Here is a 21,173-nt window from a genome sequence, read left to right on the forward strand (position 1 = left end):
ACAGAGGGGGGCGCGAAGGAACGCCGACGTCTCTCTGCGACAGCCCTCCCATCATTGCCGCCCCCGCATCGTGATAAACGCGCCGAACATCACCACCGCCACCATGATCAGCCCCTCGATGATGGCGGTGACATTCGGGTCGATGGCAAGCAGCGTCAAATCCGTGCGCACCAGGCGCAACACGAAGACGGCGACGATCGGGCCGAGCAGGCCGCCCTTGCCGCCGCCGAGCGCGACGCCGCCCAGCACCACGGCGGCGACGCTGGCGAGCAGATAGGGGCCGGGGATGGGGGCGCCGATGCCGGTGCTCATGGTCAGCGCCAGGCCGCCAAAGGCGGCGAACAGGCCGGACAGCGCATAGGCGATGATGCGAGTGCGCTTGACCGGCACGCCGGAGCGGAACGCCGCCAGTTCGCTGGAGCCGATGGCGTAGATGGAGAGGCCGAGGCGCGAGCGCCGCAGCGGTATCCAGATGACGCAGAGGCACACGATCAGCACCAGCAGCGCCTTCGGGACCCAGGCATCGACGGCGTCGGGCAGGCCGGGGATCGGTACCGTGCCGGAGATCAGCGCCTTCAGCCATTCGGCGATGCCGCCACCCGGCGCGTCGAGCACCAGCAGGGCGGCGCCCTGCAGCACGAACAGCATGGCGAGGGTGACGACAATGTCGGGCACGCGGGTGACGACGATGAGCAGGCCGTTGAGCGCGCCGAGCGCAAAACCCATGGCGAGCACGAAGGGCACCACGAACAGCGCGTATTCCTCGCTCGCGCCATTCATCATCGACGCCGCGGTGACGCTGGTCAGCGCCATCATGGCGGCGACCGATAGATCGATGCCGCCGGCGATGACGACGACGGTCTGCGCGGCGACTGCGAAGGCATAGGGCAGAACGGCTCGGGCGAGCGAGCCGAAATCATTGCTGCCATAGGCCGGCTGGATGATCCTGGTGGCGATGAACAGGACGATGAGCAGGGCGAACAGGCCGACGACCCAGCCTTGGCGGCGCAGGAAATGGCTCATGGCGCGGCCTCCGGCGAAGCCGAAGTGTTCGCGGTCGGATCAGCCAATATGCCGATGTCGGCCTTGGCACCGCGCGGCAGGCCGTAGGCGGCGCGCATCAGCGCCGGCTCGTCGGCCTCCTCGACGGGCAAGATGTCGACGAGGCGGCCGCCGAAGATGACGATGACGCGGTCGCAGACGCGCTGCACCTCTTCGAGTTCCGAGGTGTAGAACAGCACCGACTTACCGTTGCCGGCGAGTTCGCGCAGCAGCTTGTAGATCTCCTGCTTGGTGCCGACATCGATGCCGCGCGTCGGGTCGAAGCACAGGATGGTGCGGGCATCCGCCGCGATCCAGCGGGCGATGGTCACCTTCTGCTGGTTGCCGCCGGACAGGCGCTGCACCTCGCCTTGCGCGCGGGTGTCGATCTGCAGCCGCTCGATGGCGCTGAGCACGGTCGCGCGTTCGCGGCGCATGTTGATCGGACCCCAGTTGCGCAAGGCAGCGCTGAAAGGCAGCGCGATGTTTTCGCGCACCGAGCGCTGCATGGCGAGCGCTTCCGAGCGGTCGCCCGGCACATAGGCAATGCCGGCGCGGATGGCGTCGATCGGATGCGAGAATTTCACCGGCTGGCCATCGACTTCGATCGTGCCGCCGGAGGGCCGGATCGAGCCGGCAAGGGCGCCGAACAACTCGTCCTGGCCCTGGCCTTCGAGCGCGACGACGCCGGCGACTTCGCCGTCGGCGAGATCGAAGGAGACATCGCTGAGCTTGGCGCCGACGCGCAGGTTTCGCACCGAAATGCGCGGCCGGGTGGTCGCGGGCGCGGCCTTCTCGGCAGCGCTGCGGGCCGCGACATGGGTTTTGACGATGCGGGTGCCGAGCATCAGCTCGACGATCTTTTCTTCCACGCCCGGCACGATGTCGACGACGCCGACGGTCTCGCCGTCCCGCAGCACGGTGGCGCGGTCGCACAGCGCCGAGATTTCGACGAAGCGGTGCGAGATGAAGATCACGGCGCGGCCCGAATCGCCTTGGCGGCGCACCACTTCCAGCACCTTTTCGGCAAGGTTGGCGGGCAGGGCCGCCGTCATCTCGTCAAGCAGCAGCACGTCGGGCTCGACGGCGAGCGCCCGCGCCAGGTCGAGCACGCGCAGCACGGCGAGCGGGATGTCGCGCGCGGTGTCGCGCAGATCGAGGTCGGCAATGCCGAGCTCGCGCACCCAGGCGCGGAACGGCTCGACCGGCGTGCCGGTGAGCCTGAGATTGGACAGCACGTCGAGATCGGGGATCAGCGACGGCTCCTGGTAGACGGGCAGCAGCCCGGCGCGGCGCGCGGCGGCCGGCGAGCGAATGTCGCGCGCTTCGCCGCGGATCAGGATGCGGCCGGCGTTCGCCGGAATGGCGCCGGTGAGGATCTTCACCAGCGTCGACTTGCCGGCGCCGTTGGCGCCCATCAGCGCGTGGACCTCGCCCGGCAGCACGGAGAGCGACGCGTTACGAAGTGCTGCAACCGCGCCGTAGTTCTTGGCGACGCCGGTGGCGTCGAGGAGGGGGCTGGTGGTCAAATCGATGTCCGCTCAGAAATTCTCTTGTCGGCGCTCTACGGCGCCCCCCTCTGTCCTGCCGGACATCTCCCCCACAAGGCGGGAGATTGGCAGTTCCGGCGCCGCCCCTCGTCTTGCGACGTAGAAAATTAGCGAAAGCCGAGATGACAGCCAATCTCCCCACCTGTGGGGGAGATGTCCGGCAGGACAGAGGGGGCGCGGTAGAGCGCTAGTCTGTGTGGCGAGGACGGCCGTTCGCCATCCTCGCCAGTTCATTCAAACCAGGCTTACTCCCCCGGCCCCTTGCAGGCCACGATCTGCTCCTTCGTGTAGGTCGTCCACTCCGGGATCGAGATCGAGACCGGCCATTCCGGGCTGAGCGACGGGTCGGCGGCTGCCTTCAGCTTGGCCTTGCCTTCGTCGGTGGCGTTGTCCCACAGCTGCGGGTCGACCAGCACGGTCTGCTGCGCCGGCTTCTTGCCGTCGAGGATCTGCAGCGCCAGCGTCACGCCCGCGCCGCCGATCGAGCCGGGGTTGGTGACGGCTGCACCGACGAGACCTTTCACCGAGCTCAGCTGGCCGACGAAGCCGGCATTGTCGGCGCCGACCACCGGCACCAGCGGCGCCTGCGATTCGACCAGCGCGTCGACGATGACGTTGTCGATGCCGGAGGTCCACACACCGTTGAACGGCGTGCCGGTGGCCAGGAACGACAGCATCTGCTGCTTGGCCTGATCCTGCTGCCAGCCGGTGAAGACTTCCTGAGCCACCTTCACGCCGGGGTTTTCAGCCAGCGCCTTCTTGAAGCCTTTGTCGCGATCCGAGTCCGCCGAGGCACCCGCTGCGCCGCGCATGTAGAACACCTCGCCCTTGCCGCCCATCTGGCCGAACAGCCATTTGGCGCCGAGATAGGCATACTGTTCCTGGTTGTTGGAGATGATGTAGGCCGACGGTTCGGTCACCGCCTGGTCGACGGCAACGACGACGATGCCGGCCTTGGTGGCTTCTTCCAGGCCCGCCTTGATGCCGGCGGGATCAGCGGGGTTGACGACGATGGCGTCGACCTTGGCGCTGATCAGATTGCGGATGTCTTCGAGCTGGCCGGCGGCATCGGTGTTGCGGTGGGCGATGTTGAGCTTCGTCACTTCGCCCGAAGCCAGCGCCTGCGCCTTCATGGCGCAGACCATTTCCTCGCGCCAGCCATTGCCCTGCACGGTGTTGGAAATGCCGATCGTATATTTGGCTTCGGCCGACGACACGCCCATCGATGCCAGCAAGGCAGCGCCCGCAAGCAACGGGACCATGGTCAGTATTTTCTTCATGTCAGTACTCCTCCACATTGTTGTTTTTCGTCTCAGGGCCAGACCCTTCGGCAGGATCGGACCAAGTCATTCACCTCGTCATTTGACGAAGGGGCGCAGCACGTCGCGGGCGAGCAGGAAGCCCCGCTTCACCGCATCGTCGTTGCCTTCAAACCGCCTGTCCTCATGTTCGATGATGACCGAGCCGTCATAGCCGGCGCGGTAGAGGCCGGAGAAGAAGCCGCTCCAGTCGACATCGCCCAATCCCGGCATGCGCGGCACCTGCCAGCCTATCCCGGCGGAAAGAATCCCGCGCTCATACAAACCATCATGATCGATCATCAAATCCTTGGCGTGGACATGCAGCATGTAGGGGCCGAACTCCTTGATGAAGCGGCCCTGGTCGATCATTTGCCAGACCAGGTGCGAGGGGTCGAAATTCATGCCGACCTCGCCGCCCCAGGTTTCGAGGATGCGCCGCCAGACCAGCGGCGAATAGGCGATGTTGTGCCCACCCGGCCATTCGTCATAGCTGAAGATCATCGGGCAGTTCTCGAAGGCGAGTTTTACCCCGTGATCGCGCGCATAGGCGACGGTCTCGGGCCAGACTTTCAGCGCGTCCTGCCAGTTGACGTCCACGGTCTTCGAGGCATCGCCACCGCAGAAGGTGTTGACCACCGGCACGCCCATATTGGCGGCCAGCACGATGACCTTCTTCAGATGGCCGATGACGGCCTCGCGATGGGCGGGGTCCGGATGCAGTGGGTTGGGATAGTAGCCGAGGCCGGAGACCGTCAGCTTCTTCTCCGTCAGCGAAGCGACGATCTCCTTGGCCTGCGCGGGCGAGGTGGAAGCGGCATCGATATGGCTGGTGCCGGCATAGCGTCGCGTCGCGCCGGATGTCTTCGGCCAGCAGGCGATTTCCAGCGCCTCGAAGCCGGCCGAGTGCGCCCAGTCGGCGACCTCGCCAAGCGGCGTCTCCGCAAACGGTGCTGTAAGCACTCCAAGTTTCATTCTGCCTCCCTAGACCGACGACTATAATGCCGATTGTTTGGATCGCTTCAACCTCGCGACCTCATCTTGTTCGAGACTGTGCCGGACAGCCGCCATCGGATCGTCCGACAGCAGGTCGCCCAGCGCCGATATCACGGCCGCGCGGAACGTATCGTCGGCGGCAAGGCCGGGGCCGAATATCCCGTCGATGGCAAGGATGGCGGACACCAGCGCGCTGGCATCGTGACCGGTCGCGTCGGCGATTGCGGCGACCTTGCCGGCATAGGGGTCCGACACCGGCCAGCGTCTGCCGAAACGTCCCGAGGCCTGGATCAGATAGGCCATCCAGCCGGCGACCGGCACCGACAGCAGCCCGATGCTTTGGCCCTGGCTCAGCCGGTCGCGGATCGGGTTGAGCAGGCGCTGGACGATCTTCTGCGAACCGTCGGTCGCGACCTGGTGGTTGCGGTGGCGGATCGCGGTGTTCTTCAGCCGGGCAAGGCTCTGCTCGACATAGGCGAGCGGCAGGACGCCGGATACCGGCATCAGCGTCGGCACAGTCTCCTCGACCAGCATGCGCCTGATGAAGTCCGACAGCAGCGGGTTGGCTATGGCATCCGATGTGTGCTCGAGCCCGGCCAGCACGCCGAGCGTAGCCAGTGTCGTCTGGGCGCCGTTCAGCACCCGCATCTTGAGATGCTCGAACGGCGTGACGTCGTCGACGAAGGTGGCGCCGACCAGATCCCAGCGCGGCATGCGGCCGGCGAATTTTTCCTCGATCACCCACTGCCGGAACGGCTCACCGACAGCGACGGCGGCATCGTGGTAGCCGAACCATTGTTCGACACTATCGAGGTCATCCTGCGTCACCGCCGGCGCAATGCGGTCGACCATGGCCGAGGGGAATGCGACGTTGGCCGCGATCCAATCGGCCAGCCCATTGCCGCGCGGTTCGGCAAAGCTGCGCACGACGTTGCCGAGGATGACGCCATTGGCCGGAATGTTGTCGCAGGACAGCAGCGTCAGCGGCCGCCCATGCGTGGCCCGGCGCTGCTCCAGCGCCCGCACCAACAGGCCGGGCACGCTGCGCGGCGTCTCGGGGTTGGCGAGGTCATGGACGATATCAGGGTGGCCGAGGTCGAGTTCGCCGCTGGACGGGATGTGGCAATAGCCTTTTTCGGTCACCGTCATCGTCACCAGCTCGATATCGGGTGAGATCAGCACGCCGAGCGCCGGTGCCGCACTCTCCTGGCTGTCGACCACCCGGACGATGCTGCCGATGACGCGCGCCTCGATGTGGCTGTTCTCGCGGATCAGCCTTGTGTAGAGCCCGCCCTGCCGTCCCAGCGTGTCGGCAAGGCTGGGCGGACGGATGTTGATGCCGACGATGCCCCAGCGGTCGAAGCGCAGCGAGATGAGATCGTCGGTGTATTCGGCCTGATGGCAGCGATGGAAAGCGCCGACGCCGAGATGCGCCATGCCGGGCGCCAGGAGCATACGGTCATAGGACGGTGTCTGGACCGAGGCCGGCAAGCGGTCGAGCAGCGCCGGCCCAAGCGTTTCGGTGGAGGCGCTCACCGGTTCGCCCCGATCACCGCCTGCTCCTGGTCGATGACCGCGCCGGTCATCGGGCCGGCGGCGTCGGACAGCAGGAAGACGGCGAGGCTGGCGATGTCGTCCGGCGTCAGCAACCGGCCGAAAGGCTGCGCGGCATTGGCCTTCTCAAGCCAGCCAGGGCCGTTGCCCAAAGTCTCCGCCTGCATGATGCGTTCGGCCGGCGTGTCCGTCCAACCGACATTGATGCCGTTGACGCGGATGCGGTCGAAACGGTGGGCGTTGGCGGCGTTCCTGGTCAGCGTCGCCAGCGCGCCCTTGGTGGCGGAATAGACGGCAAGCTCCGGCGAGCCGCAATGGGCATTGATCGACAGGATGTTGAGAATGGCGCCACCTTGGCCGCGCTGCTTCATGTCGGCAATCGCCGCCTGCATCAGGAAGAACGGCGCGCGCGCATTGACGGCAAACAGCGCCGCCCAATCGTCGAGGCTGGCGTCGAGGAAAGAGGCGCGATCGGTCAGGCCGGCGGCGTTGACCAGCGCATCGATGCGGCCGAAGCGCTCGATGCAGGCCTGCGCCAGAAGGGTGGGGGCGTCAGCATCGGCAAGGTCGGCGGCGACGAAGATGGTCGGCGTGCCCAATTGCGAAAGCTCGGCCGCCACGGCCTCGCCACGCGCCCTCTCGCGCCCGGTGACCAGCAGCCCGGCGGCACCGGAACGCGCCAGCGTCTCGGCAATGGCGCGGCCAATGCCTTGCGTCGACCCGGTGACCAGAGCCACCTTGCCGTCAAGCCGGATCTCCATTCCTCCTCCCGGGAATAAAGTTTCTATTTTTTTAAATATGGAACGGCAATTCTGGATAGTCAATTGTGCCAGCGGCGGCTCATTCGCCGCGCCGCGCCGCCACCCCATGGACCAGCGCCATGCCGACAGCGAGTGACGCCGCCAGCGAGCGGAAGCCGGCAAAGTCGGATTCCACCACTTCCAGCCAAGCGTCCGAGAGCCGAACCAGCGGGCTGAAAGTGCTGTCGGTGACGGTGACGATGCGGGCCTTGCGCTCATGCGCCACCGCGACGAGATCGGGCGTGATCGAATTGTAGGGGCTGAAGGAGACCGCAAGCACGGCGTCCCGTGCGCCGATGCAGCCGATCTGGTCGAGTGCGGAGGAGCCGACATTGTCGACCAGCACGTTGCGCACGCCTTGCTGCGACAGTGTCAGCGACAGATAGGCGGTGACCGGAAAGGCGCGCTTGGAGCCGATGACATAGATCAGCTCGGCGGCCGCCAGCAGCGTTACCATCTTGTCGAAACTCGCGACGTCGAAGCCGGCTTCGATGCGGCCAAGCGAGGCCTGCGATGCCCCGACCATGCCGTGCAGGAAATGCAGATTGGGCTCCGTCTCGGTGCGCGGCTCGCCGCGCCCTTCCGGCCACGATCCCTTGATGTGCTCCTTGAACAGGCCCTGGAAATCGGAAAAGCCGGAATAGCCGAAGATCTGCGCAAAGCGTACCAGCGTCGAGGGCTGCACGCCGGCCTGTGCCGCCACCTGCGCGATGGTGCCGAGCGCGACATCGCTCGGATGCTGCCACAGGAAGATCGCCACCTGGCGCAGCCGCTTGGGGAAATGCACCGTGCCCGACGACAGCACGGCGCGCAGCTCCTCGTAGGTCTGCGGCTGGATGTAGCCGAGCGCCGCCAGAGAGCGCCCGCGCTTGCGCGTCGCCGCCTCGTCGGTGCTCGATCGCCCGGATGCCTTGCTTGCCCCACTCATGATTTCAGGCTAGCGCGGTACGATCGTTTTACAATATGAAAATTGGAAATCGCGTTCGAAAGGGGTGCGGTTTCCCAACGTCGTCATCCTAGGGCGAAGCAGGAGCGAAGCTCCGTCGCGGAGACCCTAGGATCCATGCCGTGACGATGGTCGAGGAATGCAGCGGACGAGAAGGTTCTGCACCGTAGCATCGCTCTGATGTCACGGCATGGATCCTGGGGTCTGCGCTGCGTCGCTGCGCTCCTTGCTACGCCCCAGGATGACGAAGCCACAGGTGGAGGAGTTTGAAATGGTCTACGCAACATCGGACGGATCGGCGGGCAAGCGGCTCAGGGTCGGCATGGTCGGCGGCGGGCGCAATGCCTTTATCGGCGCCGTGCATCGGCTCGCCATGCGCCTGGACGACCAGATCGTACTGGTCGCCGGCGCGCTGTCGTCGGACCCGGAGAACGCCGCCGCCTCGGCCGCCGAGATCGGCATCGCGCCCGAGCGCAGCTACGCCGACTATCGCGAGATGGCGCAGGCCGAAGCCGCGCGGCCGGATGGTATCGAGGCGGTTGTCATCGTCACGCCCAACCATCTGCACGCGCCGATTGCCACGGCCTTTCTCGAGGCCGGCATCGACGTGATCTGCGACAAGCCGCTGTCGACGACGCTGGCCGACGCTGAGGCGCTGGTGGCGCTGGCGAAGGCGAAGAAGCGCCGCTTTGTCGTCACCCTCAACAACACCGGCTACGCCATGGTCCGCCAGGCGCGCGAGATGGTGGCGGCGGGTGCGCTTGGGCGGATCGTTTCCGTGCACGGCGCCTACATCCAGGACTGGCTGACCAAACCGATCGACGCCGACGGCCAGAAGCAGGCGGAGTGGCGCACCGATCCGGCGCGCGCCGGGCAGTCGGCGGTGCTGGCCGATATCGGCGTGCACGCCTTCAACCTGGCGAGCTATATCTCCGGCTGCGAGGCCGAGGCGGTGTCGGCGGATCTGTTCACCGCCGTGCCGGGACGTCGGCTCGACGACAATGCACATGTGCTGCTGCGCTGGACCGGCGGCGCGCGCGGCACGATCCTGGCCAGCCAGACCTCGCCCGGCCACTACAATGATCTCTCCGTGCGCATCTATGGCGACAAAGCCGGGCTCGAATGGTCGGGCGGGCGGCCGGAGGAACTGCGCTTCTCCATCCATGGCGAGGAAACCCGCACTTTGGTGCGCGGCGGCCATGGCTCGACGGCGGAAAGCCAACGCGTGTCGCGCATGCCGGCGGCGCATCCGGAAGGCTATATCGAGGCCTTCGCCAATTTCTACCGCGACGCCGCCGATATCATTCGCGCGCACCGTTCGGGCGGGACGGTTGATCCGGCGCGCGCGGCACAGGTGCCCGATGTCGTCGATGGCGCGCGCGGGGTGAAGTTTGTGGCGGCGGCGGTGGAGTCGAATGCTGCGGGTGGGGCTTGGACGGCGGCAAGGTTCGGGTGAGGCGAGCTATCCCTTGATCGCCGAGCCGACGATGGAATCGACGAAGAAGCGCTGCAGGAAGACGAACAGGATGAGCGGCGGCAGCACGGCCAGCGTCGCGCCGGCCATCACCAGGCCGGTGTTGACCGCACCTCTGTTGTAGCTGAGCAGGCGGCTCAGGCTGATGACGATCGGATAGGCGTCGGCATTGCCCTGCAGCACGGTCAGCGGCCACAGATAGCTGTTCCAGTGGTAGACGAAGGCGAAGAGGGCCAGAGCCGCGATTGCGGGGGCGATGCTGGGCGCGACGATCTTGTAGAGGATCAAGAACTCCGAGGCGCCGTCCATGCGCGCGGCGTCGATGAGCTCGTCGGGAACGCCGGAGATGAACTGGCGCATCAGGAAGATGCCGAAAGCATTGGCGAGATTGGGCACGATGATGCCGGCGAGGCTGGCGTTGAGGCCGATCGAGCCGACCAGGCGATAGAGCGGGATCAGCGTCACGATCGGCGGCAGGAACATGGTGGCGATCAGCACAGAGAACAGCAGCGACTTGGCGGGGAAGTGGTATTTGGCGAAGGCGTAGCCGGCCATCATGCTGGTCAGCAGGATGCCGGCGGTGGTGATCGAGGCGATGACCAGGGAATTCCACATCGAGCGGCCGACATTGACCACGCCCGACACCTTCTCATAGGCGTCGAAGCTCGGCGTAAGGGGGATCCACACCGGCGGCACCTGCATGCTCTCGGCCGGCGTCTTGAGGCTCGACAGCACCATCCATACCAGCGGGAAGGCCGAGGCGACGGCGACCAGCAGCATCAGCGTCGCCAGCAGCGCCTTGCGGCCCGACGGGCGCCGGCGCGACAGCCGGCTCGACGATCCCGCGCTCATTCGTCGTTCTTCCGGTTGGCGAAGGCAAACAGCGCGCAGACGACGACAATCAGCGAAAGCATCAGCATCACCGCCATGGCCGAACCCAGTCCACCCTGCGCACGCTCGATGCCGACGCGGCGGATGTGGTAGGTCAGCACATTGGTCGAGCCGACCGGCCCGCCCTGCGTGATCAGGGCAACCGGCTCGAACACCTGCACGGCGTTAATGATGGCGATGACGGCGCTGAACAGAAGCGTGCGCCGTATCAGCGGCAGGGTGATGAAGCGGAACTGCTCGAAACGGTTGGCGCCGTCGAGCTTTGCTGCTTCATACAGGCTGCCGGGGATTTGCGTCAGTCCGGCGATCGCCAGCACGGTGAAATAGCCGACCTGCTGCCAGACATTGAGGAAGACGATCGAGATCAGCGCCGAGCGCGGCGACGACAGGAAAGGCTGCGGGCCGATGCCGATAAGGCCGAGCATCTGGTTGAGAGGGCCTTCGCTCGGCGAATAGAGTTTCGACCACACCAGCGCGACAGCGATCATCGGCACCATGTAGGTGGCAAACAGCACCGTGCGCAGCGCCGTGCCGCCGGCGACGTCGCGCTGGTAAACCATCAGGCCGAAGGCCACCGACAGAGGCAGGATGAGGACGACGGAGAGCGCGGTGTAGACGGCTGTGTTGGCGAGCGCGGCCTTGAAATCGCGGCCGACCGAGGAGACCCCAAAAATCTCGCGGAAATTGTCGACGCCGACGAAGCCGGCGCTGGAAAACGGTGTCTGCGTCGACCAGTCCTGGAACGACAGCCAGACGGTGAGCAGCATTGGCAACAGGACGAAGATGCCGATCAGCGTCACGGCGGGCGCCAGCATGATGCCCGCCGAGGCACGGTACCTCTGAATCATTATTTGGCGGCGCGCTCCAGGATCGAAATGGCGTCGGCCTGCGCCGTCGCCTGCGCATCCTTGGCCGAGACCTGGCCATACTGCAACGCCTCGAGCGTCTGCTGCAGCGATTCCGAGAATTCCTGGCCGCCCGGCACCACCGGGAACGGCTTGGCGTCGGTGAGCACGCTGACATAGCCGGAGAGGAATTCCGAGCCGAGCTTGTCCTTGTGCGCCTCGATGTCGGAGAGGCGTGAGGGCAGGATGCCCATCGACATGAGGATATCCGACATCGCGGAAGCGCCGTTCTTGCCGGACTTTGGATTGTTCAGCCAGGCGAGGAAGTCCCACGCCGCCTTCTGCTCGGCGGCACCTGCATTGGCGTTGACCACGGTCATCCAGGAGTAGGAGATCGAATGCGGCTTGTCGCCGCTCGGGCCGACGGGAATCGGCGCCGTTGCAATGTCGGCGAATCTGTCGCCCATGCCGGCCTTCAGCGCGCTCTCCCACCAATTGGCCATGATGATCATGCCGGTCTTGCCGGAGACGAAATTGTCGAGGAAGGGGCCGGTGGTGTTGGCGTCGGCTGTCGCCATCGACGGCACGCTGGCGCCCGACTTGATCAGGTCTTCATAGAGCTGGAAAGTCTCCGCGGCCTGCGGGCTGTCGAGCACCGGCTTGCCGTCCTTGACCAGGTCGCCGCCATTGGAGACCAGCAGCGAGGCGAAGGGGTGGACGACGCCGGCCGCCCAGGAGTTGATCATGCCGAAGCCTTGCTGTCCCGCATCCTGGTTGGTCAGCTTCTTGGCCGCATCCTTGAACTCGTCCCAGGTCTTGGGTGGCGCCGCGATGCCGGCCTGCTTGAACAGCGCCTTGTTGTAGTTCAGCGCATAGACGTCGATTTCGTTGGGGATGCCGTAGAGCGTGCCGCCGACCGAGGCGGCGCTGGTGATGCCCGCCGGCCATGCGGCCTTGACCTCGCTGGCCACCGCATCGGGGGCGGGCGCGACCAGCTTGTCGCGCGCCAGTTCCGGCAACCAGAGATCGTAGATGCCGCCGATCGTCGGGCCGTCCGCGCCGCCGCCTTGCGAGCGCAGCGTGGTCAGGAGGTCGCCGAAGGGGACGGCGCGCACGGTGACGCTGACATCCGGATTGGTCTTGGCATAATCCTTGGCCGCCGCTTCCAGCAGCGCGACCGTCTCCGGCGACCAGTGGGTGAGATAGGAGATGTTGACCGATTGCGCCCAGCCGGTGGTGGGCAGGATGGCGAGGCCTGCGGCCAGTGCCAGTTTCGACGTCCAGGCAAACGACATTCCTCATCCTCCTATCGGTTCACAATGACGTTATGACAAGTCAGCGCGGCGACGCAAGGGCTTGCTGGCGAAAAAGTCTCACATGGTACGGTCACAGATTTCTTTGCGGCGCTTGAATGTGGATATTTATCGTTAGGTAACAAATGGATGCAGGTACTGCAATGTCGTGAGGGGGCCAACGCCGCCATTCCTGAGGCGCAGCAGACCTCTTGCGAATACCGCTATGTCGTTATAATGACTTTTGCCGAACCAATGACTTCTCACGGCACGGGAACGCCGCGGGACGCCAAGCACAGAGAACAATGGGAGACTGGCAATGAGCATGCTTTCACTTCACCGGCGCGCAGCGCTTAGGCTGATCGGCGGCCTTGCCGCCGCCTGCGCCGGCGTCTTTGCCTCATTGCCGGCGCGAGCCGCCGACAGCACGGTGACGCTGTGGAGCTGGCGCACCGAGGACGAGGCGGCGATGCGCCGCATCTTCGATGCCTTCGAGGCGAAGAATCCCGGCATCAAGGTCGCCATCCAGTTCACGCCGGATGCCGACTACCAGAACCGGCTGAGCACGGCGCTGCGCGGCGGGCGCGGGCCCGACATCGCGCAGCTCAAGGCCTATGGCGAATTGCAGCCCTTCGTCGAGGCCGGCTATCTCGACGCGCTGGACGACAGCGTGCCGGAGCTGAAGAACATGGAGGACGCGGCGCTTGGCGGCGCGCGCGGCCGCAGCGACGGCAAGCTCTATGGCGTGCCCTACTCGGTGCCGATGATGGGCGTCTTCTACAACCAGGATATTTTCGCCGCCCAAGGCATCGAGATCCCCAAGACCTACAAGGATTTCACCGCTGTCTGCGAGAAGCTGAAGGCGGCCGGCATCACGCCGATCGCCACCGGCGGCGCCAACGGCTCGGCCTGGGAGCTGGAGATCGCCGTCGACGTCGTCGGCCCGACCGTCTATGGTCCCGGCTTCTACGACGAGATGATGAGCGGCAAGGCGACCTTCGAGGATCCGCGCTATGTCGCGGCGCTGAAGCGCTTTGCCGAGCTGAAGCCGTATTTCCCCGATGGTTTCGCCGGCATCGACTACACCACCGCCACGCAGCAGTTCATCGGCGGCAAGGCGGCGATGTTCCTCGGCGGTTCGTTCGAGAACGGCAGCTTCAAGGCGCAGAACCCGAAACTGAAATTCTCGATCTTCCCGTTCCCCGCCGACGATGCCGGGGCAAAGCTCTACACCTCGGCCTTCTCCGACGGCTCCTATGGCCTGGTCTCCGAGAGCCAAAACAAGGAAGCCGCGACCAAGGTGCTGGGCTTCATGGCTTCGGCAGAGTTCGCGCAGATGTTCGCCGACGAGCTCGGCTGGCCGCCGGCCCGCACGGATGTGACGGTGAAGGATCCAGTGCTGGCCGCGATGATGGAGATGGCGAAGAATTCGACGCCCTATCTGACGCTGGTCGGCTTCCGCTGGCAGTCGCCGACGGCGTCTTCGGTGCTGCAGTCGGAGATCATCGACATGGTCGAAGGCAACATCGCGCCGGAGAAGCTGGCGGCCGACATGCAGGCCGCGGTCGCCACCTGGTTCAAGCCGAAGCAGTAGGCGCGGCCGGTCGCAAAAGCGGCCGGCCTCTCACGGACCAGAAAAGCGCATGAGCACCCTTCGCCGCACCAGCAGCCTTCGCCGCACGCAGCAGCGCATGGCCGTGCTGTTCATCCTGCCGGCGCTGGCGGTCTATGCGCTGTTCGTCCTCTATCCCCTGGGGATGTCGCTGTGGGGCAGCTTCTTCGTCTGGAAGGGGCTGCGCATGGTCGAGTTCGCCGGCCTGTCGAATTTCTCAAGGCTGTTCGTTTTCCCCAGCGGCGCGCGGATCTACGGCGCGCTGTGGCACAACACCGCCTGGTTCTTCGGCATCATGCTGTTCCAGAACGGAATCGGGCTTTTGTTCGCCTGGCTGCTGTTCCTGCGCGACAGGGGTGCTGCGTTCTTCCAGTCGGTGTTCTTCTTTCCGGCGGTGCTGAGCCCGGTCATCGTCGGCGCGCTGTGGCGGTTGCTTTTGGCACCGGGCGGCGTCGTCGAATGGGCGCTGAACGGGCTTGGCCTGCACCAGGGCAGCCTGACTGTGCTCGGCAACAGCCACACCGCGCTCGCCATGCTGATCGCCGTCGATGCCTGGAACTGGATGGGCCTGCCGGTGCTGATCTACACGGCAGGTCTGCGGCAGATTTCCGGCCAGATTTTCGAGGCGGCAAAACTTGACGGCGCCGGCAATGCGCGCATGCTGTTCTCGATCGCGCTGCCGCTGCTGATGCCGGCGCTGGGCACGCTGACGACGCTGTCGTTCATCAACACCTTCAACCAGTTCGACATCGTCTATGTCATGCAGGGCGTGCAGGGCAATCCGAGCTATTCGACCGACACGCTGGTGACCTACTTCTACCGGCTGGCCTTCGGCGCGGAAGGCGCTGTCGGCATCACCGATATCGGTCTGGCTTTGGCGCTCGGCACCGTGCTGTTTTTGATCCTCAGCATCGGCACGCTCATGATGCTGCGCTTCTTCGACCGCCGCACGGTGCAGCTATGAGCGCGCTGGCGATTTCGCAAAGACCGGCCATCTCTCGGCAGCTGGCGCGGCTGCCCGGCTGGACGGTGCTGATCGCATGGACGGCGGCTGTGCTGTTGCCGCTCTACATCCTTGTCGTCTCCTGTTTCAAGACCACGGCCGAGATCTACGACAACAGGCTCGGCCTGCCGCAAGGCTTTGCCTTCGACAATTTCATCAACGCCTGGACGCGCGCCGATCTCGGCCAGAATTTCATCAACAGCCTGATCGTCACGGGCGGCGCGGTCATCCTCACCATCGTCGTCTCGGCGATGGCCGCCTATCCGCTCAGCCGCTACAAGCTTGGCTGGAATGCCATCATGCTCGGCCTGTTCCTGTCCGGCATCATGCTGCCGATCCGGCTCGCCTCGGTCGAACTGTTCACGCTGATGCGCAATCTTGGCCTGCTGGATTCGCTGACCGGGCTGATCCTGGTCTATTCGGCGATCCGCATTCCCTTCGCCGTGTTCATCTTCGCCAATTTCATGCGCGTCTTACCCTCCGAGTTGGACGAGGCGGCGCGCATGGACGGCGCCGGCGAGGTGCGCATCCTGTTCCAGATCATCCTGCCGATGGTCAAGCCGGCGGTGTCGATCGTGGCCATCTTCACCGCGATCGCGGTGTGGAACGATTTCTTCTTCCCGCTGATCTTCATCTTCGACGACCGCTACAAGACGGTGCCGCTGGCGATCAGCGTCTTCGTCGGCCAGTTCCGTACCGACTGGGGCCTGGTGTTCGCCTCGCTGGCGATCTCCATGGCGCCCATCCTGATCATGTATTGTCTGCTGGCGCGCCAGATTCGCGAAGGCGTCGGTACCGGAGGGGGCATGAAATGATCGAAGACAGGATTTATGCGGCGAAATCCATCCTGGTGGTCGGCGCACACGCCCTCGATGCCGAGGTGATGGCTGGGCCGCTGGCGGCCGCTGCCGTCAAGCGCGGCGCCACGGTGACCTTCCTGCATCTGACCATGGGTGAGCAGGGCCATCCGTACCTGGTTCCCGCGCATTATTGCGTGCAGAAGGAAGAGGAAGCGGGCAGCGCGGCGGAGCGGCTCGGCGTCACCATGCGTGGCTTTGGCCTGCGCGACGGCTTCCTGCCCACAGACGATCAGACGGCGCTCGAAGTGGGCGACATCATTCGCGAGCTGAAACCCGAGATCGTCATCACGCATTGGCATGGCAGCTGGCACAAGGACCATCGCGCCGCCGCGCATTTGACGAAGACCGGTATCTTCTTCGCCGGACTGCCGACCGTTGCCAGCGACCATCCGGCGCACACGCCGCAACTGCTGCTGTTCGGCGAGAACTGGGAGGACGATGACGGCTTCCGGCCCGAGCATCTCGTCGATGTCAGCGACGGGTTCGAGGCCTGGCGCGACGCGGTCATGGAGTATGAGCTGGCGCGCGGCCTGAGCAGCTTCCCCTATGTCGACTATTACAGTTCGCTCTACCGGCTGCGCGGCTGCCTGCGCGGCACGCGCCATGCGCAGGCCTTCGCGGCGGCGTCGCATTCGTGGAATGCCGGCAGCGGCCTGTTCTCGCTCCCCTTCGGCAAAGGGTCCGGTCGATGAGGCGGGTACTCGCCATCGACCTCGGCGGCACCAATCTGCGCGCTGCCGTGTCTACGGGCGATGTCGGTGCGTTGGAGGCGCTGGGCAGCGAGCCGGCGCCGGCAACCCTTGATGCCTTCGTTGCGCGCATCGACGCGCTGTGCGCCGAGGCCGGGTCGGCCGAAGCGCTTGGCATCGCGGTGCCGGGACTGGTCGAGGGCTCGGTCTGCCGCTGGATCCCCAACTTGCCGTTCCTCGACGGCGTCGATATCCAGCCGCTGTTTCCCAAACTGCGCGTAGCGCTCGGCAATGACGCGCAGATTGCGCTGCTGGCGGAGGCTGTCGAAGGCAGTGCGAAAAACATGTCGGATGCGATCCTGCTCGCCATCGGCACCGGCATCGGTTCGGCGGTGCTGGCCAATGGCCGCATCGTTGCCGGCGCGCATGGCGGCGCCTGCTCGTTCGGCTGGGCCTGCGCCGACGTCAAAGATCCTGGCGAGGAGCGCAGCGGCTGGCTGGAGCGCGTCGCGTCGGGCCGGGCGCTTGATGCCCTTGCCGGACAGATCGGCCTTGCCGACGGCCGCCAGCTGATCGCCGCTGCCCAGGCCGGCGAACTGGCCGCACTCACCTTGCTTGAACTGCCGGCGCGACAGCTCGGCACCGCGCTTGCAGGCGCTGTCGCGCTGCTCGATCCGCAAGCGGTTCTGATTTCGGGTGGTTTGGCGGAGGCGCTGGATGTGATCCGGCCGCCGCTGCTTGCAGCGCTGCGACGCCAACTGCCGCCGCATCTGCGCGGCATCGACGTCAAGCCCGGAAAATTTGGTCCCCGCGCCGGCCTCGTCGGCGCGGCGCTGGCCGGCGCCGTTGGGCAAGGGTGGAGGCAGGTGCGATGAGCGAAGCAAGCTTTCAGCAGCCGGACCGCAGACGGCCGGAGCCGCTCTGGTATCAGGTCGAAGAGGCGATCCGCGCCATCGTCAAGAGCGGCGAATGGGCAACGGGCGACCAGATCCCGGCGGAGGACAGGCTGTGCGCCCTGTTCGGCGTCAGCCGTATCACGCTGCGCCACGCGCTGCGCAATCTCGAGGAGGCCGGGCTGCTCAGGCGCGAACATGGCCGCGGCACGTTCGTGCGCTCGACCACGCTGGTCGCCGGCACGCGTGAGCTGACCAGCTTTACCCAGGAGATGGGCAATATGGGCGTGGTCGCGGGCTCGCGTCTGCTCGACTGCAGCCTGACCACCGCCAACGCGGCGGCTGCCGGCGCGCTGGAGATCGAAGAGGGCGATCCGGTGGTGCGCATTCGCAGGCTGCGGCTCGGCAACAACGAGCCGATCGGCATCCAGACGGCGCAGCTGTCGGCCGTGCGCGTGCCGGGCTTCCTCGATGCCGGCCTGCTGCAGGGCTCGCTCTACGAGGCGCTGGAGCGCCATTACGGCATCGTGCCGGTGGCCGCGCGGGAGAACTACCGGGTCGGCGCGGTCGGCGCGGCGGACGCCGAACTGCTCGACCTCGCTGTCGGCAGCCCGGCCTTCGTCGTCGAACGCATCACCACCGACGAGCGCGGCCCGTTCGAATTCACGGTCTCGATCATGCGCGGCGACCGCTACGAAATCCGCTCGACGCTGCGCGCCGGACGCGTGCCGCTGAACCCGAGAAGCTGATCCATTCCAGACCGACACAGCAAACAGGAGTACCCACGTGTCCGATCTCTACATCCACCGTCTCGCCGCCCTCATCGACCAGGCTGCGAAAGTCAATGAAGAGGCCTTTGGCCAGGCCGCCAGCCGCTGTGCCGACTCGCTCGAGGGCGGCGGGCTGGTGCATCTCTATGGCTCCGGCCATTCGGTGCTGCCGGTGCAGGAAGTGTTTCCGCGCTATGGCAGCTATGTCGGCTTCAACCCGCTGACCGACCCGCGCGTGATGTGGCACAATGTGCTCGGCGCCGGCGGCGTCCGCGAGCTTTTGTGGCTGGAGCGTACGGAAAAATACGCCGAAAAATTCCTCGACCACCAGCCGCTCAACAAGGGCGATTCGATCATCATCTTCGGCCATAGCGGCCGCAACTCGTCCGGTATCGACACCGCGCTCTATGCCAGGAAGCGCGGCATCTTCGTCGTCGCTGTCACCAGCAAGAACAATCTCGACAAGCCGGCGACGCACTCGTCCGGCAAGCGGCTGGCGGATGCCGCCGACCTCGTCATCGACACCTGTTCGCCGATCGAGGACGCCATCGTGCCGGTCGAGGGCTGGAGCCGGCCGGTGTCGGGCTCATCGACGGTGCTTGCCATGATCCTGGCGCATGAGCTGATCGCGCGCACCGCCGAGCAGCTCGCCAAGCGCGGCATCGAACTGCCGGTCTTCGCCTCGCCGACCATTGCCGGCGTGACGTTGCACGACACCGACGTCATCTATGGCGTCTACCGCGAGCGTATGCTGGAGGCGCAGCAGAAGCACCTGCCGACCTTCCAGGCAACGATGCGCGGAGAGTGAAAAAAGGGAGGCCCGGCACATGCCGGGCCTCCGACGTCTCGTTCCACAATTCCTATCCTCTCAACGCCGCTTCGGGCGCCCGGCAGGCGATTTGTTGCCGCGCGGGCCGCTCTGAACCGGCGTGTTGCCCTGGTTTTCCTCCGACAGCTTGCGCCAGCGGGCAAGGCGCTCAGGGTCGAGCGTACCCGCCTTCAACGCAGCCTGCACCGCGCAGCCCGGTTCGTGGACATGGGTGCAGTCGCGGAACTTGCACAGCGGTGCGAGCTCGGTGATTTCGGCAAACAGCGTGTCGATGCCGGATGCGACGTCGCTGACATGCAGCGTGCGCATGCCCGGCGTGTCGATTACCCAGCCGCCACCGGCGATGGGGTGCAGCGACCGCGCCGTGGTGGTGTGGCGACCCTTGGCATCGTGCTCGCGAATGCCCGCAGTCTGTTGCGGCGATTGCTGCGCCGCTCCGGCCAGCGTGTTGACCAGCGTCGATTTGCCGACGCCGGAGGAGCCGACCAGCGCCACCGTCTGCCCTGCGCCACACCAGGGAGCAAGCGCCGCTGCGGCATCGGCGACGCGCGGGTTCAGCACCACCACGGCCAGCCCACGCTGCAGGGCGGCGGCCTGGCCTTGGTAAGCCTCGGCATCGTCAGCGGTGTCGGCCTTGGTCAGCAGGATCACCGGCGTCGTTCCGGCCTCGTTGGCCAGCGCGAGATAGCGCTCGAGCCGGGCGATGTTGAAATCGGCATTGCAGGACGTCACGATGAACAGCGTGTCGACATTGGCCGCGGCCAGCTGCGGCACCCTGCCGCCCTGTGTGCGGCGCTCCAGCACCGTCTTGCGGGTCAGGCGGCGGCGCAGCAGATGCGTGTGAGGCTCGACCAGCACCCAGTCGCCGACGGCATAGTCGCCGGTGTTGGCATTGGCCGGCAGCGTCAGATCCACTGGCCCTGACAGAGACAGACCGGCCAGACGGTCGCGGTGCACCGAAGCAATGCGCGTCGGCACCAGGTCTGCCTCATCGGCTTCAAGCTGGTCGCCGAAGAAATCCGTCCAGCCCAGGCTTGCGAGGGAAGCCGTCACGGTTTTGACCACGGCGACGGCGTCACAGACATCGGAGAGTATCCTTTGGCAAAATGGGCGCGGACCCTCGGGGCGGTTGTTCAAGCCGTGTATGGGCGGCATGGCGGCATTTGGCAAGCCGAACCGCGCCGATGGCCAAGCCGTTTCGCGCACCGCTTGGAACGCATCGAGGCGGTGGTTCGCTGAACGTCACCAGACACGGAAACCTACCGTGGCACCTATCCACGTCGCGTGCGTCGAGGGTCGTTCAACATTGAGGAAAAGTCCTATGCGCTTACGTCTCGTTACTCTCAATGTCTGCAACACGGAAGGCGAACCGGAGCGCCTGGCGGCCATCAACCGGGAGCTGGGGCGGCTCGACCCGGATCTGGTCGCCTTTCAAGAGGTCGTCCAGACAGCCGATGTGAAATTCCTCGATACGCTGCCCGATGGTTTGGATTTGCATGCAAGGCATCAGGCCTCGTCGTCGACCTCGAAGTTGGCAAGGACGGCTGAGGATGGCAGGTCGGGAAGCCTGGTAGAAGGGAGGGGGATGGCCGGCGCCACAGGGGGCGGGGGGTTGGGATGGGGTTGCCTGAAGCACCGGCCAAAGCGGGACAAGTCCCACGCCCACAAGCTAGCAGAGCTTGGATCGGTTCATATGGTGTGATCGCGGACTGGCGCAAAAGCGCTTTCATATCCCCGCGCAGGCGTCGGCAACGAGCCCGCAACCGGGGGTTTCCGGTCGGTTCGTGGGTTGCGCAAGCGTCGGTTGAAGGCGCTGCGGGAGGCTGTCGT

Annotated in this window: 20 protein-coding genes; 8 read left to right on the forward strand and 12 right to left on the reverse strand. The window is 65.7% G+C overall.

Going from position 1 to position 21,173, the window contains the following annotated elements; genetic code table 11:
* Positions 1-51: 51 nt before the first annotated feature.
* The 7 genes from NKH22_RS18230 to NKH22_RS18260 form a co-directional block, all read right to left on the reverse strand.
* A complete protein-coding gene (locus NKH22_RS18230) occupies positions 52-1,023 on the reverse strand; it encodes an ABC transporter permease (protein WP_352910355.1) in 972 nt (323 codons plus the stop codon).
* A complete protein-coding gene (locus NKH22_RS18235) occupies positions 1,020-2,570 on the reverse strand; it encodes a sugar ABC transporter ATP-binding protein (RefSeq protein WP_352910357.1) in 1,551 nt (516 codons plus the stop codon). Before NKH22_RS18235 ends, NKH22_RS18230 begins: the two co-directional genes overlap by 4 nt.
* Positions 2,571-2,836: 266 nt before the next feature.
* Complete coding sequence (locus NKH22_RS18240; protein WP_023735086.1) at positions 2,837-3,871, reverse strand: ABC transporter substrate-binding protein; 1,035 nt, start codon at positions 3,869-3,871, stop codon at positions 2,837-2,839.
* A 78-nt stretch (positions 3,872-3,949) separates the two neighbouring features.
* On the reverse strand, positions 3,950-4,864 hold the full coding sequence (locus tag NKH22_RS18245; RefSeq protein WP_352910359.1) for a sugar phosphate isomerase/epimerase family protein: 915 nt from the start codon (positions 4,862-4,864) through the stop codon (positions 3,950-3,952).
* Between the two features lie 21 nt (positions 4,865-4,885).
* Positions 4,886-6,421, reverse strand: coding sequence for a mannitol dehydrogenase family protein (locus tag NKH22_RS18250; protein WP_023714098.1), 1,536 nt, complete (start codon positions 6,419-6,421; stop codon positions 4,886-4,888).
* Complete coding sequence (locus NKH22_RS18255) at positions 6,418-7,200, reverse strand: SDR family oxidoreductase (RefSeq protein WP_023691914.1); 783 nt, start codon at positions 7,198-7,200, stop codon at positions 6,418-6,420. The genes NKH22_RS18250 and NKH22_RS18255 overlap by 4 nt, the downstream gene beginning before the upstream one ends.
* 79 nt (positions 7,201-7,279) lie before the next feature.
* On the reverse strand, positions 7,280-8,167 hold the full coding sequence (locus NKH22_RS18260) for a MurR/RpiR family transcriptional regulator (protein WP_023710855.1): 888 nt from the start codon (positions 8,165-8,167) through the stop codon (positions 7,280-7,282).
* 289 nt (positions 8,168-8,456) lie between these two features.
* Between NKH22_RS18260 and NKH22_RS18265 the strand changes: the two genes are divergently transcribed.
* Positions 8,457-9,641 (forward strand): Gfo/Idh/MocA family protein, encoded by a 1,185-nt coding sequence (locus NKH22_RS18265; RefSeq protein ID WP_023820598.1) that lies wholly within the window; start codon positions 8,457-8,459, stop codon positions 9,639-9,641.
* A gap of 6 nt (positions 9,642-9,647) precedes the next feature.
* Here NKH22_RS18265 and NKH22_RS18270 read toward each other — a convergent pair whose 3' ends face one another.
* Genes NKH22_RS18270 through NKH22_RS18280 form a run of 3 tightly spaced genes read right to left on the reverse strand, consistent with a single transcriptional unit; the run spans position 9,648 to position 12,690 of the window.
* On the reverse strand, positions 9,648-10,511 hold the full coding sequence (locus NKH22_RS18270; protein WP_023710857.1) for a carbohydrate ABC transporter permease: 864 nt from the start codon (positions 10,509-10,511) through the stop codon (positions 9,648-9,650).
* Entirely contained in the window at positions 10,508-11,398 is an 891-nt protein-coding gene (locus NKH22_RS18275) for a carbohydrate ABC transporter permease (protein WP_023698623.1), read from the reverse strand. The genes NKH22_RS18270 and NKH22_RS18275 overlap by 4 nt, the downstream gene beginning before the upstream one ends.
* On the reverse strand, positions 11,398-12,690 hold the full coding sequence (locus NKH22_RS18280) for an ABC transporter substrate-binding protein (protein WP_023820601.1): 1,293 nt from the start codon (positions 12,688-12,690) through the stop codon (positions 11,398-11,400). The genes NKH22_RS18275 and NKH22_RS18280 overlap by 1 nt, the downstream gene beginning before the upstream one ends.
* 316 nt (positions 12,691-13,006) lie before the next feature.
* Here NKH22_RS18280 and NKH22_RS18285 point away from each other — a divergent pair, with 316 nt between their 5' ends.
* Genes NKH22_RS18285 through NKH22_RS18315 form a run of 7 tightly spaced genes read left to right on the forward strand, consistent with a single transcriptional unit; the run spans position 13,007 to position 19,322 of the window.
* Positions 13,007-14,281, forward strand: coding sequence for an extracellular solute-binding protein (locus NKH22_RS18285; protein ID WP_352910362.1), 1,275 nt, complete (start codon positions 13,007-13,009; stop codon positions 14,279-14,281).
* Between the two features lie 49 nt (positions 14,282-14,330).
* Positions 14,331-15,263, forward strand: a complete 933-nt coding sequence (locus NKH22_RS18290; protein ID WP_023683126.1) for a carbohydrate ABC transporter permease — start codon at positions 14,331-14,333, stop codon at positions 15,261-15,263.
* Complete coding sequence (locus NKH22_RS18295; RefSeq protein WP_023820602.1) at positions 15,260-16,117, forward strand: carbohydrate ABC transporter permease; 858 nt, start codon at positions 15,260-15,262, stop codon at positions 16,115-16,117. Before NKH22_RS18290 ends, NKH22_RS18295 begins: the two co-directional genes overlap by 4 nt.
* Positions 16,114-16,854 carry a PIG-L deacetylase family protein gene (locus NKH22_RS18300; RefSeq protein ID WP_031202142.1) on the forward strand — a complete coding sequence of 247 codons (741 nt, stop codon included), beginning with the start codon at positions 16,114-16,116 and terminating at the stop codon, positions 16,852-16,854. Before NKH22_RS18295 ends, NKH22_RS18300 begins: the two co-directional genes overlap by 4 nt.
* Entirely contained in the window at positions 16,851-17,726 is an 876-nt protein-coding gene (locus NKH22_RS18305) for an ROK family protein (RefSeq protein ID WP_023683129.1), read from the forward strand. Before NKH22_RS18300 ends, NKH22_RS18305 begins: the two co-directional genes overlap by 4 nt.
* Complete coding sequence (locus NKH22_RS18310; protein ID WP_023683130.1) at positions 17,723-18,493, forward strand: GntR family transcriptional regulator; 771 nt, start codon at positions 17,723-17,725, stop codon at positions 18,491-18,493. The genes NKH22_RS18305 and NKH22_RS18310 overlap by 4 nt, the downstream gene beginning before the upstream one ends.
* 37 nt (positions 18,494-18,530) lie before the next feature.
* Positions 18,531-19,322 (forward strand): sugar isomerase domain-containing protein, encoded by a 792-nt coding sequence (locus NKH22_RS18315; protein WP_352910366.1) that lies wholly within the window; start codon positions 18,531-18,533, stop codon positions 19,320-19,322.
* Positions 19,323-19,382: 60 nt separating this feature from the next.
* Here NKH22_RS18315 and rsgA read toward each other — a convergent pair whose 3' ends face one another.
* Both rsgA and NKH22_RS18325 read right to left on the reverse strand, forming a co-directional pair.
* Positions 19,383-20,408: a ribosome small subunit-dependent GTPase A gene (rsgA, locus tag NKH22_RS18320; RefSeq protein WP_023820603.1), complete on the reverse strand. Its 1,026-nt coding sequence runs from the start codon at positions 20,406-20,408 to the stop codon at positions 19,383-19,385.
* Between the two features lie 262 nt (positions 20,409-20,670).
* Complete coding sequence (locus tag NKH22_RS18325) at positions 20,671-20,841, reverse strand: hypothetical protein (protein ID WP_023820604.1); 171 nt, start codon at positions 20,839-20,841, stop codon at positions 20,671-20,673.
* Between the last annotated feature and the right edge of the window lie 332 nt (positions 20,842-21,173).

The organism is Mesorhizobium sp. M1252 (assembly GCF_040318265.1).
Taxonomy (GTDB): Bacteria; Pseudomonadota; Alphaproteobacteria; order Rhizobiales; family Rhizobiaceae; genus Mesorhizobium.

What these genes read in the sequence shown, in the direction of transcription:
- NKH22_RS18295 (WP_023820602.1), top strand. Translation starts at nt 15,260, where the DNA reads ATGAGCGCGCTGGCGATTTCGCAAAGACCGGCCATCTCTCGGCAGCTG.
- NKH22_RS18230 (WP_352910355.1), bottom strand. Translation starts at nt 1,023, where the DNA reads ATGAGCCATTTCCTGCGCCGCCAAGGCTGGGTCGTCGGCCTGTTCGCC.
- NKH22_RS18280 (WP_023820601.1), bottom strand. Translation starts at nt 12,690, where the DNA reads ATGTCGTTTGCCTGGACGTCGAAACTGGCACTGGCCGCAGGCCTCGCC.
- NKH22_RS18325 (WP_023820604.1), bottom strand. Translation starts at nt 20,841, where the DNA reads ATGCAAATCCAAACCATCGGGCAGCGTATCGAGGAATTTCACATCGGC.
- NKH22_RS18285 (WP_352910362.1), top strand. Translation starts at nt 13,007, where the DNA reads ATGAGCATGCTTTCACTTCACCGGCGCGCAGCGCTTAGGCTGATCGGC.
- NKH22_RS18260 (WP_023710855.1), bottom strand. Translation starts at nt 8,167, where the DNA reads ATGAGTGGGGCAAGCAAGGCATCCGGGCGATCGAGCACCGACGAGGCG.
- NKH22_RS18240 (WP_023735086.1), bottom strand. Translation starts at nt 3,871, where the DNA reads ATGAAGAAAATACTGACCATGGTCCCGTTGCTTGCGGGCGCTGCCTTG.
- NKH22_RS18245 (WP_352910359.1), bottom strand. Translation starts at nt 4,864, where the DNA reads ATGAAACTTGGAGTGCTTACAGCACCGTTTGCGGAGACGCCGCTTGGC.
- NKH22_RS18310 (WP_023683130.1), top strand. Translation starts at nt 17,723, where the DNA reads ATGAGCGAAGCAAGCTTTCAGCAGCCGGACCGCAGACGGCCGGAGCCG.
- NKH22_RS18305 (WP_023683129.1), top strand. Translation starts at nt 16,851, where the DNA reads ATGAGGCGGGTACTCGCCATCGACCTCGGCGGCACCAATCTGCGCGCT.
- NKH22_RS18290 (WP_023683126.1), top strand. Translation starts at nt 14,331, where the DNA reads ATGAGCACCCTTCGCCGCACCAGCAGCCTTCGCCGCACGCAGCAGCGC.
- NKH22_RS18270 (WP_023710857.1), bottom strand. Translation starts at nt 10,511, where the DNA reads ATGAGCGCGGGATCGTCGAGCCGGCTGTCGCGCCGGCGCCCGTCGGGC.
- NKH22_RS18265 (WP_023820598.1), top strand. Translation starts at nt 8,457, where the DNA reads ATGGTCTACGCAACATCGGACGGATCGGCGGGCAAGCGGCTCAGGGTC.
- NKH22_RS18275 (WP_023698623.1), bottom strand. Translation starts at nt 11,398, where the DNA reads ATGATTCAGAGGTACCGTGCCTCGGCGGGCATCATGCTGGCGCCCGCC.
- NKH22_RS18255 (WP_023691914.1), bottom strand. Translation starts at nt 7,200, where the DNA reads ATGGAGATCCGGCTTGACGGCAAGGTGGCTCTGGTCACCGGGTCGACG.
- NKH22_RS18300 (WP_031202142.1), top strand. Translation starts at nt 16,114, where the DNA reads ATGATCGAAGACAGGATTTATGCGGCGAAATCCATCCTGGTGGTCGGC.